Annotated in this window: 17 protein-coding genes; all 17 read right to left on the bottom strand. The window is 50.2% G+C overall.

Features of this window, described 5'->3' with window-relative positions:
• A partial coding sequence (locus tag Q0620_RS07230) for an NADH-quinone oxidoreductase subunit L (protein WP_298784096.1) occupies window positions 1-961 on the bottom strand: 961 nt, incomplete at its 3' end.
• The gene (gene nuoK, locus Q0620_RS07225) at window positions 954-1,277 is read right to left on the bottom strand and encodes an NADH-quinone oxidoreductase subunit NuoK (protein ID WP_295151092.1); all 324 of its coding nucleotides are present in this window, start codon (window positions 1,275-1,277) and stop codon (window positions 954-956) included. The genes nuoK and Q0620_RS07230, both read right to left, overlap by 8 nt.
• Before the next feature lies 1 nt (window position 1,278).
• Complete coding sequence (locus Q0620_RS07220; protein WP_291938411.1) at window positions 1,279-1,806, bottom strand: NADH-quinone oxidoreductase subunit J; 528 nt, start codon at window positions 1,804-1,806, stop codon at window positions 1,279-1,281.
• Window positions 1,803-2,714, bottom strand: a complete 912-nt coding sequence (gene nuoI / locus Q0620_RS10875; protein WP_366125031.1) for an NADH-quinone oxidoreductase subunit NuoI — start codon at window positions 2,712-2,714, stop codon at window positions 1,803-1,805. The genes Q0620_RS07220 and nuoI overlap by 4 nt, the downstream gene beginning before the upstream one ends.
• A gap of 10 nt (window positions 2,715-2,724) precedes the next feature.
• Complete coding sequence (gene nuoH, locus Q0620_RS07210) at window positions 2,725-3,720, bottom strand: NADH-quinone oxidoreductase subunit NuoH (RefSeq protein ID WP_298784094.1); 996 nt, start codon at window positions 3,718-3,720, stop codon at window positions 2,725-2,727.
• Complete coding sequence (locus tag Q0620_RS07205; RefSeq protein WP_298784092.1) at window positions 3,717-6,404, bottom strand: NADH-quinone oxidoreductase subunit G; 2,688 nt, start codon at window positions 6,402-6,404, stop codon at window positions 3,717-3,719. Before Q0620_RS07205 ends, nuoH begins: the two co-directional genes overlap by 4 nt.
• Window position 6,405: 1 nt before the next feature.
• Window positions 6,406-7,113: a hypothetical protein gene (locus Q0620_RS07200; RefSeq protein ID WP_298784090.1), complete on the bottom strand. Its 708-nt coding sequence runs from the start codon at window positions 7,111-7,113 to the stop codon at window positions 6,406-6,408.
• Window positions 7,110-7,340: an NADH-ubiquinone oxidoreductase subunit E family protein gene (locus tag Q0620_RS07195; protein WP_005869766.1), complete on the bottom strand. Its 231-nt coding sequence runs from the start codon at window positions 7,338-7,340 to the stop codon at window positions 7,110-7,112. The genes Q0620_RS07200 and Q0620_RS07195 overlap by 4 nt, the downstream gene beginning before the upstream one ends.
• Window positions 7,337-8,563 (bottom strand): NADH dehydrogenase (quinone) subunit D, encoded by a 1,227-nt coding sequence (gene nuoD, locus Q0620_RS07190; protein WP_298784087.1) that lies wholly within the window; start codon window positions 8,561-8,563, stop codon window positions 7,337-7,339. Before nuoD ends, Q0620_RS07195 begins: the two co-directional genes overlap by 4 nt.
• Window positions 8,563-9,351, bottom strand: a complete 789-nt coding sequence (locus Q0620_RS07185; protein ID WP_298784085.1) for an NADH-quinone oxidoreductase subunit C — start codon at window positions 9,349-9,351, stop codon at window positions 8,563-8,565. The genes nuoD and Q0620_RS07185 overlap by 1 nt, the downstream gene beginning before the upstream one ends.
• Window positions 9,351-9,860, bottom strand: a complete 510-nt coding sequence (locus tag Q0620_RS07180; protein WP_005869772.1) for an NADH-quinone oxidoreductase subunit B — start codon at window positions 9,858-9,860, stop codon at window positions 9,351-9,353. Before Q0620_RS07180 ends, Q0620_RS07185 begins: the two co-directional genes overlap by 1 nt.
• Window positions 9,842-10,231 carry an NAD(P)H-quinone oxidoreductase subunit 3 gene (locus tag Q0620_RS07175; RefSeq protein ID WP_005869774.1) on the bottom strand — a complete coding sequence of 130 codons (390 nt, stop codon included), beginning with the start codon at window positions 10,229-10,231 and terminating at the stop codon, window positions 9,842-9,844. The genes Q0620_RS07180 and Q0620_RS07175 overlap by 19 nt, the downstream gene beginning before the upstream one ends.
• 215 nt (window positions 10,232-10,446) lie before the next feature.
• Entirely contained in the window at window positions 10,447-11,463 is a 1,017-nt protein-coding gene (locus Q0620_RS07170; RefSeq protein WP_297903450.1) for a tyrosine-type recombinase/integrase, read from the bottom strand.
• Between the two features lie 2 nt (window positions 11,464-11,465).
• Complete coding sequence (locus tag Q0620_RS07165) at window positions 11,466-11,804, bottom strand: hypothetical protein (protein ID WP_297903448.1); 339 nt, start codon at window positions 11,802-11,804, stop codon at window positions 11,466-11,468.
• A complete protein-coding gene (locus Q0620_RS07160) occupies window positions 11,786-12,325 on the bottom strand; it encodes a hypothetical protein (RefSeq protein WP_297903445.1) in 540 nt (179 codons plus the stop codon). Before Q0620_RS07160 ends, Q0620_RS07165 begins: the two co-directional genes overlap by 19 nt.
• A 56-nt stretch (window positions 12,326-12,381) precedes the next feature.
• The gene (locus tag Q0620_RS07155) at window positions 12,382-12,582 is read right to left on the bottom strand and encodes a hypothetical protein (protein ID WP_298784083.1); all 201 of its coding nucleotides are present in this window, start codon (window positions 12,580-12,582) and stop codon (window positions 12,382-12,384) included.
• Entirely contained in the window at window positions 12,579-13,037 is a 459-nt protein-coding gene (locus Q0620_RS07150; protein ID WP_298784082.1) for a hypothetical protein, read from the bottom strand. The genes Q0620_RS07155 and Q0620_RS07150 overlap by 4 nt, the downstream gene beginning before the upstream one ends.
• Between the last annotated feature and the right edge of the window lie 16 nt (window positions 13,038-13,053).

Raw genomic sequence — 13,053 nt, 5'->3', positions numbered from 1 at the left:
CGAACATATAGCCAAGCTGCGAAAGCGTGGAGTAGGCGATGATCTTTTTAAGATCGTTATGAACCAGCGCCATTGACGCGGCAAAAACCGCCACGAAAGCGCCCAAGCAGACGATAAAGCCGCTTACTTCGGGCGCGAGCGCGAAAATTGCGTTTGCGCGGATCACCAGATAAACGCCCGCCGTAACCATCGTCGCTGCGTGAATAAGCGCGGATACGGGCGTCGGACCCGCCATCGCGTCGGCAAGCCAGGTATGGAACGGAAACTGCGCGCTTTTGCCCATCGCGCCGATAAATAAAAGTGCGGCGATCAGAGTTAAAATTTCAGGCTCCAAGCTCGCTGCGTTCGCAAATACCACCTCGTACCGCAGCGAGCCGAAATTTAAATAGATCAGAAAAATTCCAAGCAACATCCCAAGGTCTGCGATGCGGTTCATTATGAAAGCTTCGTTGGCGCACCAGCTGTAATTGCTCCTGTCGTACCAAAAGCCTATTAACAGCCACGAGCAGAGTCCGACCCCCTCCCAGCCGATGAAAAGTCCTAAAAAATTATCGCTCGTTACCAAAACCAGCATCGAAAATACGAAAAGCCCCAGGAAGCTGAAAAATTTAGAGAAGTTTTCATCATCCCACATATAGTAGATCGAATACACGTGCACGACGCTGGATACGATGCCTACGACCACCATCATCACCGCACTTACGCTATCTATGAGAAAGCTAAATTTTGCGTCCAAAAATCCCGTGCTTATGAAATCGGCTAAATTTACGCTGATTAGGCGGTTGTCAGAGACGAGCTCCATCAAAGCAAGCGACGCGATAGTACTTAAAATCACCAGCGCCGAGCAGATTACGCCGATAAACATCTTATCTTTGGCGCGAATGAAAACGCCTGCGAAGATCGCCGAGGCAAGCGGTGCGAAAAGGGCGATTAAAAGCCACACAAAAACGGTATCAAGCATCCGGTCCATCCTTGGAAGGATTTTTAAAATTTACGAAGCTGTCAAGTTCGATGCTGCCCGTTTTCTTATACCACAAGATGAGTAGTCCAAGCCCCACGGCCATCTCGCTCGCGGCAATCGCGACGATGAAAAGCGCAAAAATTTCGCCGTTTATGTTGTCGTAAAATTTCGCCACGGCGACAAGGGCTAAATTTGCGGCGTTTAATAAAATTTCGCTCGAAAAAAAGAGCATTATTAAATTCCGTCGCTTCATCATACCCGCAAGCCCGAGCCCAAACATCATCGCAGCGACGATCAGATAGTGATTTAGACTCATTTTATCCCTCGCTCTCTTCGTATGTTAGGCTCGCGTCCATCTGCTTATGCGCAAGCACGATAGCGCAGATCATCGCCACGAGCAGCATCACGGCTGCAAGCTCGAAAATCGCCAGGTATTTCGTAAAGATGATCATCCCAAGCGCCTCGGTATCGTCGGTGTTTAAAATTTTAAGCGTTTCTACGTTGTTCGCAACCACCGCGCCGAGCACGATAATCACGAGCAAAAATGCGATCACGCCGCTAAGCGCGAAAAATAGCCTTGCCCCCTTTTTCGGCTCGCTTACGTTTTTATCCGCTCCCAAAAACATCAGCGCGAAGCCATAAAGCACGATCACGGCGCCCGTGTAGACTATGATCTGCACCACGCCTAAAAACTCCGCATCCAGCAAGAAGAAAAATCCGCTCATGAAGACCATGCCGCCAGCCAGCGCGCTAAGGGCGTAAAGGACGTTTTTGCTAAAAACGCTGATGCCGAAAAGCGCCAGGCAAACCGCGCTGAAAAAATAAAATGCAAGCGTTTGTATCATTGCTCCTCCCCCTGCGCTGAGGAATCTTCTGCGCTTTGAGAGGCGGAATTTTCTTTGGAATTCCGCGCCGAATCAAGCGTAGAATTTTCAGCGTCCGCAACGGAATTTTCTTTAGAATTTTCGGCGTCCGCGGCGGAGCTTTCCTTTAAGCTTGCCCGCTCAGCATCTTGCCGCTCGGTTAAAATTTCGCTACTTAAGTCCGCGCCTGAAAATAGAATTTTATCGCTAGCGGCGCCCTCTTTTTTAGAGCTTTCCGCGGCGCTTTTTAAATTTAAATCCGCGTTCTTTAAGTTTGGCTCGTCGCTTGCGGCGTCGCTTTTTATATAGGCGTTCGGCGTCACCTTGATCCGCGCGCCTGCGTTTTCATCCAGGCTGCCATAGCCCGCAAACTCCTGCGCCGCGCCGTTTAAGCATAAATTTTCGCCGCGAATTAAAAGATCCTCTTTGAAGCCGTAGTATGCCCGCTGTTCGCTCGCGAGCTCATATTCACAGCCGTGCACGATAGCGATCTCGGGGCAGACGTCCGCGCAAAGCCCGCAATAGACGCAGCGCCCTAAATTTATCGAGTAGTTATCTACCTTTTTGCGGCCGTCGGCGCCGAGGCTGGTCTCCATCGCGATGCAGTTCGCCACGCAGATCTTCTCGCACAAGCCACATCCGATGCAGCGCTCGCTGCCGCTTTCGAGTAGGCGCATTAGCTTATGCACGCCGCGGTATCTAGGCGGCATAACAAATTTTTCCATAGGATACCGAAGCGTGTGCGAGCCGCCGCGCTTAAACATATTTTTTAGCACCACCCACAGCCCCACGAAAAGCTCGCCGCTAAAGGTGCGGGAGAGGAATCTGCGAAGCTTATCGCCGCCGGATTTAATAGGGGCTCGTTTGTCGATCTGGACGTATCTTGCCATCGCGCCCTCCTTAAACGATCGCTAGCGCGGTAATTAGCACGCAAGCAAGAGCTAACGGCATGCAGACTTTCCAGCAAAGCCCCATCAGCTGATCGGGGCGCAGATGCGGCCACGCCGCGCGCGCCCATAGGAAGCAGAAAAACACGAGGCTTGATTTTAATACCATCATAATGCCGCCGGGGATAAACCAAAATGCGTTAAATCCGCCCAAAAACAGTAGCGTCGTAACGACTGAGTAGGTTATGATATTGGCGTACTCGCCGATAAAAAACATACCCCAGCGCATTCCCGAATACGCCGTACCCGCACCCGCTACGATCTCGGTTTCGTTTTCGGTAAGGCACAGCGGCGTGCGGTTGCACTCTACAAAGGCTGCGATGAGAAAGAGCGCGAAGCAGACGGGCTCTTTCCAGATAAACCACTTATCAATGCCGCCGCTTTGCGCGCTTACGATGTCGATAAGCGAGAGTGAGCCAGTGATCATCACGATAGGGATCAGGCTAAGGCCGTTTATCACCTCAAAGCAGGTGATCTGCAAAAACGCGCGAAACGCGCCTATCGTGCCCCATTTATTGTAGCTCGCAAGCCCTCCGATCAGCAATCCGTAAACGCAGGTGCCGCTAGTTCCGAGCAGGAATAAAATTCCCACATTTATATCGCTTAAAATCGGCTGTATCGTCCGCCCGCCGATCGTAAACTCCGGCAGCAGCGGCACTACCGAAAGCGCCACGAAAGCCCCCGTAGCCGATATTATCGGCGCGATTTTAAAAAGAAGCTTATTCGCCCGCGCAGGGATCGCGTCCTCTTTGGTAAAAAGCTTTATCATATCCGCACCCACTTGCAAAAGCCCCGCAGGCCCGACCATAGAGGGCCCGATCCTGCGCTGCATAAAGGCAAGCACCTTACGCTCGGCGTAAGTCGCAAGCCCCGAGAGCAGCGCGATGACGGCTAAAATCACGAGCGCCTTTAAGACGGTGGCTACGAAATAAAATGCACTATCGCTCATCTGCCCTCTCCTTTGGAATTTGAAATTTTCTCGATTTTTACGCTTGCGTAGCGTGAGGTTTTGAAAAATATCTCGCCGCGCAGCTTCTCGTCAAAATACGGCAGATACGCCCCGCTAAAGCCTGGATCGATCTTTACGCTAGCGACGATTTCGCGGTTTAAGCTTATAAACTCAGTCGCGCCGTTTTCGCTGTTTTCATCACCGGTGCCGCTAGTTTTATGCGTGGCGCTTACGCGATCCGTTTTTTTAAGGCGACCGGCGCCACTTTTATTATTAGCGGCACTCGTTTTGCCCGCGCCGATAGTTTTTTCATCATACCCCGCGCCGTCTGCTTGGTAAATTTTAACGACATCGCCTGCGCTTACCCCCAGAGCTTCGGCGATGCCGGGGCTTAGATACAGCGCGCCCGCTTCGCCCAGCCCGCTGCTTGCGCTGCTAAATTTATTGAATTGATGCAGCGGATTCGCCTCATAGATTAAAGTTTCGCCCTCTCCCGCGCTAAGCGGCGCGGAAAGCGAAATTTCAAACTCCTCCTCGCTAGCGGCGATCTCCTCGTTTCGCAGCTCATATCCGCGGTGGTTTGCGCCGCCGTTGTCGTAGAAATTTTCTAAATCATCAAATTTAACCTGCTCAAAATCCGCGCCCAAGCCTGACGTATAGCTGATCGCGTGCTCCGCGCAAACTCCCAGCGCACAGGCGATGTCGTTTAACTCGTATCCGCCGTAATCAAGCGCCGCATTGGTAGGCACTACGCGCTTGTCGTAGTTCGTAAACGTCCCCTCCTGCTGTACCAAGCTAGGCGCGTCCAGATCCGCTTCCAGCACGCCGAAACTAATATCACCCGCTTCATTGTAGCCTAGCGTCTCGCCCGCGCTCGCTTGCGCGCTAAGCTCGCAGATGAGCGCGACGCCCAGGCTGTTTGTGCGCGGCGGCACCACTAGCACCTTAAATGGCGTATAGCGCTGCACCAAACCCGCCAGGCGCGCGAGCATAGCGCTATTTGGTGTTCGGATAAAATCCTCGCCGATGATGAGCGAAAAATGCTCCTTTTTGGCCAAAATTTCATCTATTTTTTGCTCGTCCAGACCCAGCGCGCGGGCGAAATTTGAAATTTTACTTTCCGCAGGATTTTCGGAATTCTGCACGGAATTTTCAGCATTGCCGTCCGCGCTTGCGGAATCTACGTCGCCGCTCGCACTCGCAACGTTCTTAGTGCCATTTACCTCCGTAGAATTCTCAGGATTTTGCGAACCCGCGGATTTCTCATCTAAATTTTCCTTCGCCGTGGCGCGCGAAATTTTAAATTCCGCCGCGAGTTTCGCATCCAGCCATTCAGGCAGATCGCGTCCGAATTTCTGCAAGATCCAAAGCAGGATCTGCGCCTCCAAGCCCGCGGCGTGTGGCTGATGGATGAAATTTTTACTAAAGCCTTTAATGCCCTCGTCGCAAAACGGATGGAAATAGATCCCGCTTGCCTTATTTAGCTTGCAGGCGCTGTTTACCGCATAGCCCAGATTTGGAGCGTCGCTGCGCAAAAATGTGCCGCAAACGACGATGAAATCGCTATTTTTAATCGCATGCGAATCCGCATTATAAAATTTCGTGCCGCTAAATTTGGAAAATTCGCGCAGGAATTTTTGATACGCAAGCGCTTCGTCGTTGATCAAAGCGAGTTTAAATTTTTGACGCAAAAGCTCTAAAATCCGAGCTTCTTCGTTGGTGATGAAGCTATTAAATTTAATATTTTTGATCTCGCCATCCTCGATACCGCGCACGATACGGTCAAAAACCGCTTCGTTTTTGCTCGCCCGCTCGTTTGAGAAATCCCAGCCGAAGCGTGCTGCGGCATGCAGGACGCTAAAATTTATGTCGCTGCTAACGCGATAAATTTTTTCACGCGGCTCGCCTATGCCGCGGCGCTTGATCTCGTAATAAAGTAGCTCGCAATCGCTGCTGTGCGGGTTGGAAGCGGGGATTTGACGCAGCTCCCAGGCGTTTGAAACGTATTTAAACGCGCTCTCTACCAGAGCCCCCGTCGGGCAGACCGCCGCGCTCTCGCCGTAGTTTACGCAATCATCCTCATCGTTAACCCGCGCGATTAGGCTTTTTTGCAGCTTGTTCCATACGGCGTAGGCGTCTTTGGGCATCGCGTCCTTTTGCTCCTTGCTAAGCGCGTCTCCGCCACGCGGAACGAGCTTAAACGCATCTACGCCCAAGCGGTCCTTCGCGGCGGTAATACAGCGCTCGCAGACGATACAAAGGCTAGGATCGTAGCTTAGATACCCCCAATCCTGCACCTCGCGCGCCGTATCGCGGATAGCGTAGCTTTGGGTATTTGTGCGCATCAGATGAGCTAAATTTTGAAGCTCGCACTCGCCGCTTTGATCGCAAACCCCGCACGCCATCGGATGGTTGATACAATAAACCTGCGTGATCGCCTCGCGCTCGGCATCGATCTCGGGGCTACGGCTGTAGATGACCATGCCGTCCTTAGCCTTGGCGTTGCAGCTATAGACGCGCTTGCCGTCCGCTTCGACCATACAAAGCCTGCATGCGAGCGTCGGCGTACCGCCGCTTAGATAACAAAGCGCAGGGATAAAAACGCCGCAGCGACGCGCGACCTGCAAGATGTACTCACCCTCGTCGCACTCGCAAGCTTTACCGTCGATCGTGATCTTTGCCATTTTAAACCTTAGAAATTTCGGCTAGTTCGAAATTATAGCCGCTAAAGCCCTGACCGCCCGAGCCTAGAAGCGCAATCGCGCCATTTATCCACCCCTCTTGGATAAATTCTTTTTCCAAATTTAAATGCGGCGTTTTGATGCGGACGCGATCGCCGTATTTGATCTTTGCGACCATACTAAAATACACTCCACCGACGAGCCGATCATCCGCATCGTGTTTGAAAACCACGGCGCCGTCGAAGTTCATAGGCTCTTTAAGCGGGCTTAAATTTACCGCATGCGGTGCGGCCAGCTCCACTTGCTCGCCGCGTAAGCTTAAAATTTTAACTCCGAATTCTGCCGCTATGAGAGACAGAAAAGCTTTGATATTTTCGGCATCGGGATGAGTTTTAATAAGCGCATCGTCGATCAAAAGCGCATCGCAGCCTCCCCGTAAAAACTCCGCGATCTGTTCGATCTCCTCCTCGCCCACGTTGCTTTCGCCGTTTAGATACTCCAGATCCAGCTCCGCGAAATATGGCTCGTCGCAAAAGCTCGCGCAGATTAGCGCCAGCACGAAGTTTTGCGCGCCGATCTCGCATTTAATCAGCTCACTTTCTAAATACGGATCTTGCAACGGCGATACGCTTAAAATTTTAGCGTGTTTAAAACCTTCCGTAAGTCCCGGACTTTGCAGTCTAAGTAGCGGCGCAAAATTTAAAATTTTCATATTCTCCCCTTTTTTGCGACTATCATCCAATCGACTTGGTTATAGCGTATCGAGCTTAAAAGCGTGGAATTTAGCCCCTCAACTAGATCGGCGCTTTTTTGAACCGCGCTGAAATCGCCCATCTCAAACATAAAGATCATCGTCTCGCCGCGAGCGGAATTTTTTAAAATTTCGCCCATGCGGTTTAAAAATTTATCGCCCAGATGCCTCAAATCGTAGCGCTTCATCGATCCACCTCGCCTAAGATAATATTCGTGCTGCCGATTATCGCCGCAGCGTCGGCAAGATACTGCCCGGGTAAAATTTCTTCATAGACCGCGCAGTGCCAAAAGCTCGGCGTGCGGATCTTAAGGCGGTAGGGGCGACTTTCGCCCATCGAGCGGATATAAAATCCAAGCTCGCCCTTAGGGCTCTCGCTCGCGGCGTAAATTTCGCCCACGGGCGGGCGCAAACCCTGCGTAACCAGCACGAAATGCTGCATCAGCGAGTAGTTTTGCGTCATGATCTGCTCTTTGCTAGGATTTACGTAAGCGGGGTCGATCGCTAAAATTTGCGGATCGCTCAGCGGATAGTGCTTCGCGCACTGGCGCAAAATTTTAAGGCTCTCGCGCATCTCCGCCATATAGCATTTATAACGCGCGTAGCAGTCGCCCTCGCTCGCATACGGCACGTCGAAATCAAGCTCGTCGTAGATCAGATAGGGCTCTTCTTTTCGGATATCCCACGCATGTCCGCTAGCGCGCAGCGTTACTCCACTACAGCCGCAGCTAAAGGCATCTTCGTGCGAGATCACGCCCACGCCCTCGGTTCGCATAAGCCAAATTCTATTCGTATCGAGCATATCTTCAAGCTCTTTAATGTCGCTCGGGAATTCGTCGCAAAATTTCAACATCTCTTCTAACCAGCCGTTAGGCAGGTCCAAAAACACGCCGCCGATTTTGATATTATTGTGCGTAAGGCGCGCGCCGCAATATTTCTCTATGAGATCAAGTATGTATTCGCGCGAGCGAAAGCAGTAGAGAAACACCGTCATCGCGCCGATATCAAGCGCGTGCGTACCCAAAAACAGAAGGTGCGAGCTGATACGATTAAGCTCCAGCAAGATCGTGCGGATGATCTGCGCGCGGCGCGGCACTTCGATGCCGCAGAGCTTCTCGACCGCGGCGCAAAAGCCGTAGTTGTTCGAGCCCGATGCGATGTAATCAATGCGGTCTGTTACGGGAACAAATTCTGCGTAGATCATATTTTCGGCCATCTTTTCGATGCCTCGGTGCATATAGCCCACGCCCGGGCGGGCTCGCACGATGCGCTCGCCGTCAAGCTCCAGCACGAGCTTTAGCTGGCCGTGCGCGCTTGGATGCTGCGGACCGAAATTTAAGATCATATTTGCGCCCTCGCGCTCGTACTCGATGTTTTCGAAAAATGGTCTTAGCTTACTTGGATTTTGCATTATTTTCTCTTTGTGATGATCTTGTAAATTCCGCGTTTAGCGCGTTTTACAAAGCGCACGCCGCCCTCTTCCTGATATTCTTGTAAAATTTTCTCTTGCGGCCGCCGCTCGCCTCTAGCGCCCTCATGATACAGCCGCGCGAAGTTAAAGGTATCTTTTTCATCTACGAATGCGGAATTTCGGTTCTCCTCGCCAATCCGCTCGCGTGCGCCAACCCCAAAAATTTTATCCACCTCGTACCACTTGGCAAACTCGTCTCCTTGCAGCGGATAGGACTTTAAAAGCGGGTGTCCAAACCAATCATCGGGCATTATTAGGCGCGCTAAATTTGGATGATTCTCAATCCAAACGCCCATCATATCGTATAACTCGCGCTCCGCCCAGTTCGCGCTTTTGTAAATACCCGCAGCGCTTTGCAAAAAGCTCTCATTCGGTACGAAGCACTTTAGCCGCGCGCGGCGCGCTCTTTTGATATCCAAAAGCTGATAAAAAACCTCGATGCCGCCGCGAGCCTCGGTAAAATCTACGCCGCTTAGCTCGCATAAAATTTCATATCCCGCGCCCTTAAGCGCACGCAGCGCCGCTAAATTTTGCGCAGGCTCCACGTAGAGCACGAGAGTGTTAAATTCCACGTACGAGTTTAAAATTTGGACGCCTTCAAGCGCGTCCAGATCGTCTTTGAAATCGCTCTCGTTTGCGCTGGATTTAGGCGTTTCCTCGGGAATGAAAAATCTGTCTTTGTAGTAATTTTTTTTACTCTGATCGCCTTTGGGATTAAATTTTCTCATCAGATCAGCCTTTTTGCCTTTTGCGCGCGGCGCGGAGTTTGGGTGCGGATCTTTTTTTGTAGCACCATCATCGCAAACTGCAGCGTCTCGGGGCGCGGCGCGCATCCAGGCAGATAGATATCCACAGGCACTATTCGGTCGCAGCCTTGAACGGTCGCGTAGGTATTAAACATCCCTCCGGTATTAGCGCAGCTACCCATACTGATAACCCATTTGGGCTCTGGCATCGCGTCATATAGGCGGCGCGTAAACTCGGCGTGCTTTTTGCTAAGCGTGCCTGCGATTATCATCACGTCCGATTGCTTGGCGCTTGCGCGAAATATCGTGCCGAAGCGGTCAAAGTCAAATCTGCCCGCGCCCGCCGCCATCATCTCGATCGCACAGCAAGCAAGCCCGTACGTCATCGCCCACAAAGAGTTGCTCCTGCCCCACGCGATCAGTTTATCGACGGTGGTAAGAACTACTGGAAGCCCGTTTTCGCGCGCGTAGTTTATCTTATGCTCTGCCAATTTAGCGCTCCTTTTTTCCAGGCGTAGATGAAACCGATGCCTAATAATACGATGAAAAACGCCATCTCCACGAGCCCGAACACGCCTAAAATTTTAAAATTTACCGCCCACGGAAACATAAAGATAATCTCGACGTCAAAAAGTATGAAAAGCACGGCTATCAAAAAAAAGTGGGAGTTCATTCGGTTAGGCTGCTTGACGGCCTCGGGGCCGCTTTCGTAAATTTCGCCCTTTAGCCGCTCGTCGCGCCTGTCTGCCAAACGCGAGCCTACCAAAGAGGATAGTTTAACAATGAGCGAAAAGACGCAAAAAGCTAGGATTAGCATTACGAATATTCCGAAATACGGGCTTTGCAGCGGAATTCTAGACATTTTTCGCCTCGGTTTTAAAATTTAATGTGGATTGTAACGAAGTATTGATTTAATAAAGCTTAGCGCGCGCCACTAAATTCGCTTTTAAAATTAAAATTTATATACCTCGCCCGTGTGATTTAGTGGGGATAAAACGACAGGGTAATTGCAATGGCGCAAAAATCAACTCTGCTCGCACCTAGAGGTGCAAGAATGTGCCAAATTGTGCCAAAAAGCTATTTTGCAAAAGCTTTTTGCATCTTGGCTATGTTCTCCTCGCTCGGTATGTAATGCGTATAAACTCGCGTTATCATATCGATATTGCTATGCCCTACGTTTCGTGCGATAAGTGCCAAATCAAGTCCGCTAGCTACACACTGCGAAATAAACGTGTGCCTAGTCGAGTGCAGGGTTTGCACCTCAAAGCCTAGCCGCTCGCATAGCGCTTTAAATTTCCGCTGCATCGTTCGCACGTCGAGCTTAAAAATCCGCTCGCTCTCCTCGCCCCTTTTCATCGTAGCGATGAAACTCTTTAGCGGATCGAGCAAGACCGCATATCTGTTTTTTCCATTTTTAGGCGTTTGACTGATTGCGCCTAGCGTATGAACGAGGGTTTTGCTTATGCTTATCGCTCGTTCGCCTATGTCTCCCCACGTAAGAGCGAGAATTTCGCCGCAGCGAGCGCCGGAGTAAAAGGCGAAATATAAGAAAGCTTTTAGCTCTCCCTCCGCCTCTTGTAGCATAGCGGCTACCTCCTGCGGGCTATATGCGCTCTTTGGTTGCACCTTTACGTGCAGGCGCGGTAAGATGCACGGATTGCGATCTATCACACCTTTTTGTATCGCTAGCGTAAAAGCGCTTTTAAACGGCGCGAAATACGCTCTTAGCGAATTATCTTTCAGCCCGCGAGCTCGTAGTTTTTTCGTCGCTATATCAAAATCTAGCGGCGAATAATCCTCGATGTTCTTATCGGGTAGCACCGCGAAAACCGCTTGTTTGTAGCTTTCATACGCCGCCTCCGTAGAAATCTTTTCTACGCCCTCGATAACTTCGTCCACGAAAGAGCTTAGTTTAAAATTCTTTCGCGGCGCGATTTTTAGCTCCGCTTGCCTCTTTACGTCGGGCAATATCTCCTCAATCGCCCGCGCCCTGTTTTCGGGGGTGTCGTCCAGCCCTAACGCCCGCCTAAAACGCCTCTTGTCTATAGTCCAGCTCGCATAGAGCCGTCCGCCTCTTGAATAAATCTTTGCCATCGCTACCCCTTCACCATTTTAAGGAGCGCGTTTTTACTCCATAGAATTTTACCGCGCTCCGCCTTATCGTTTGCTTTTTTCCAATCTACGCCCTCGCGCAACTTTCCGGAGCGGCGCATATTTTTCATCGCCATAGCGTCTTTACCTATGAGCTCTCCAGCTCTTTTATCGCCTCCTATCCATTCAGGCATATAGTTTTCGATATGATAATCCCGCATCATTTCACACATTATGGAATAAAACGTGGCGCGAAACTCCGTGCTTTGCATTACATCGCGCACGGCATCGTTTAGGCTCTTTTCCAATACTTGCGCGTTTAGCGCTACGATCGTTTTTCCCATTTCTCATCCCATCTTTTTTGTATCTCTATTATTGTTTGTGCCTCAGCTCCTGCTATGATTTCGTCCGCAGTCTGTTCCGTTTCAGAGTCAAAAAACTCAAAAGTCTTATAGAATATCTTTACATCTCCTCTTCGCATAGGCGGGATATAAGACTCAAAAAATGCGGCGAATTCTTTCCCTACTATCTCTTTCCAAACGCGTCCGTGAGACTTGACGATTTTAAAAGCTTTCCACGAGTAAAACTCGAAATCCCCATCTGCGTCGATGTTTTGCATACTGGATGTTATTATGGATAGATTGTCGAATGCGTTACTTCCTCGTCTGCTTCTTTGACCGGTAGCCGTGGTAAGCGTAAATGCAAATCGCGCGATTTTTTCGTCCGGATCGCGCACATATATTATTAGTGTGTCGCGCCCTCTAAAATCAGCGTATAAATAGGCGCTAAAGCACGTGAGCTTGCGATAATATCCACTTCGTAATATCCAGTCTCTTTGTGCAAAATACGCTTCTAGTGAATTCATTCTTAAGCCTTTTATGTTAAAATATCTCTGCCTCTTCACAAGCCCCGCAAGGGGCTTTAATCTTTATCTTTTATCTCTAAGCGTAAAAGCCTCTCTAGCCTTTCGAGTTTCTCAAGGCTCACGTAAAAAAGTAACGGCACTATTCGCCCGATCACTTCTACGCTTTCAGTTTCGACAAACTTTCCTTTGTTTCTTTTGTGAAACTGCTCTATTCGCCTTATCATCTCGCGCTCTTTTTCTCTATCGGGGCTACTCATTCTTTATCCTTTTCTCGCGGCAATCTAAATCCGAGCGCGTAAAGAGGTATAGCCGTTTCTCTTTCATTGGGACCGAGCACTTCGTTGCTAAGGTCGCTTTTTGTGTATCTAGCGTCTGTCATTTCCCACTCGCCAGATACGTTTTGGTATTCCCAATACCAAAGGGCATCATCGGCTTTTATAAAATCGCCTAAGTTCATTCCGTCCATCGCAATCGACCCTACGTGCCAGATATCGGCAGGACGAGAGCAGCCTGCAAAACCTTTGCGTACCACCTCGTCACCGTCTTTAAATTTAGGCTCTTTGAGTTTGATGCGGTATTCAAAGTTATCCCAATTCCAAAGTGGCGATGCTGTAGGCGCCCACCTATCATCTTCGCAGTCTGCGAGACGCATCTCTATCTCTTCGCCTTTCTCGTAAGCTTGCATAACCTCGATCATTTCTTTTGTCGCCATTTTGTATCCTTTAAAA

The sequence above is a fragment of the uncultured Campylobacter sp. genome (assembly GCF_938017615.1).
Classification (GTDB): domain Bacteria; phylum Campylobacterota; class Campylobacteria; order Campylobacterales; family Campylobacteraceae; genus Campylobacter_B.
This window is presented reverse-complemented; position numbering and strand designations above follow the sequence as displayed.

What these genes read in the sequence shown, in the direction of transcription:
- nuoI (WP_366125031.1), bottom strand. Translation starts at nt 2,714, where the DNA reads ATGGCAAGATACGTCCAGATCGACAAACGAGCCCCTATTAAATCCGGC.
- nuoH (WP_298784094.1), bottom strand. Translation starts at nt 3,720, where the DNA reads ATGAGCGATAGTGCATTTTATTTCGTAGCCACCGTCTTAAAGGCGCTC.
- Q0620_RS07155 (WP_298784083.1), bottom strand. Translation starts at nt 12,582, where the DNA reads ATGAGTAGCCCCGATAGAGAAAAAGAGCGCGAGATGATAAGGCGAATA.
- Q0620_RS07150 (WP_298784082.1), bottom strand. Translation starts at nt 13,037, where the DNA reads ATGGCGACAAAAGAAATGATCGAGGTTATGCAAGCTTACGAGAAAGGC.
- Q0620_RS07205 (WP_298784092.1), bottom strand. Translation starts at nt 6,404, where the DNA reads ATGGCAAAGATCACGATCGACGGTAAAGCTTGCGAGTGCGACGAGGGT.
- Q0620_RS07165 (WP_297903448.1), bottom strand. Translation starts at nt 11,804, where the DNA reads ATGGGAAAAACGATCGTAGCGCTAAACGCGCAAGTATTGGAAAAGAGC.
- nuoD (WP_298784087.1), bottom strand. Translation starts at nt 8,563, where the DNA reads ATGCAAAATCCAAGTAAGCTAAGACCATTTTTCGAAAACATCGAGTAC.
- Q0620_RS07195 (WP_005869766.1), bottom strand. Translation starts at nt 7,340, where the DNA reads ATGAAGCGCTACGATTTGAGGCATCTGGGCGATAAATTTTTAAACCGC.
- Q0620_RS07185 (WP_298784085.1), bottom strand. Translation starts at nt 9,351, where the DNA reads ATGAGAAAATTTAATCCCAAAGGCGATCAGAGTAAAAAAAATTACTAC.
- Q0620_RS07200 (WP_298784090.1), bottom strand. Translation starts at nt 7,113, where the DNA reads ATGAAAATTTTAAATTTTGCGCCGCTACTTAGACTGCAAAGTCCGGGA.
- nuoK (WP_295151092.1), bottom strand. Translation starts at nt 1,277, where the DNA reads ATGAGTCTAAATCACTATCTGATCGTCGCTGCGATGATGTTTGGGCTC.
- Q0620_RS07170 (WP_297903450.1), bottom strand. Translation starts at nt 11,463, where the DNA reads ATGGCAAAGATTTATTCAAGAGGCGGACGGCTCTATGCGAGCTGGACT.
- Q0620_RS07175 (WP_005869774.1), bottom strand. Translation starts at nt 10,231, where the DNA reads ATGTCTAGAATTCCGCTGCAAAGCCCGTATTTCGGAATATTCGTAATG.
- Q0620_RS07160 (WP_297903445.1), bottom strand. Translation starts at nt 12,325, where the DNA reads ATGAATTCACTAGAAGCGTATTTTGCACAAAGAGACTGGATATTACGA.
- Q0620_RS07220 (WP_291938411.1), bottom strand. Translation starts at nt 1,806, where the DNA reads ATGATACAAACGCTTGCATTTTATTTTTTCAGCGCGGTTTGCCTGGCG.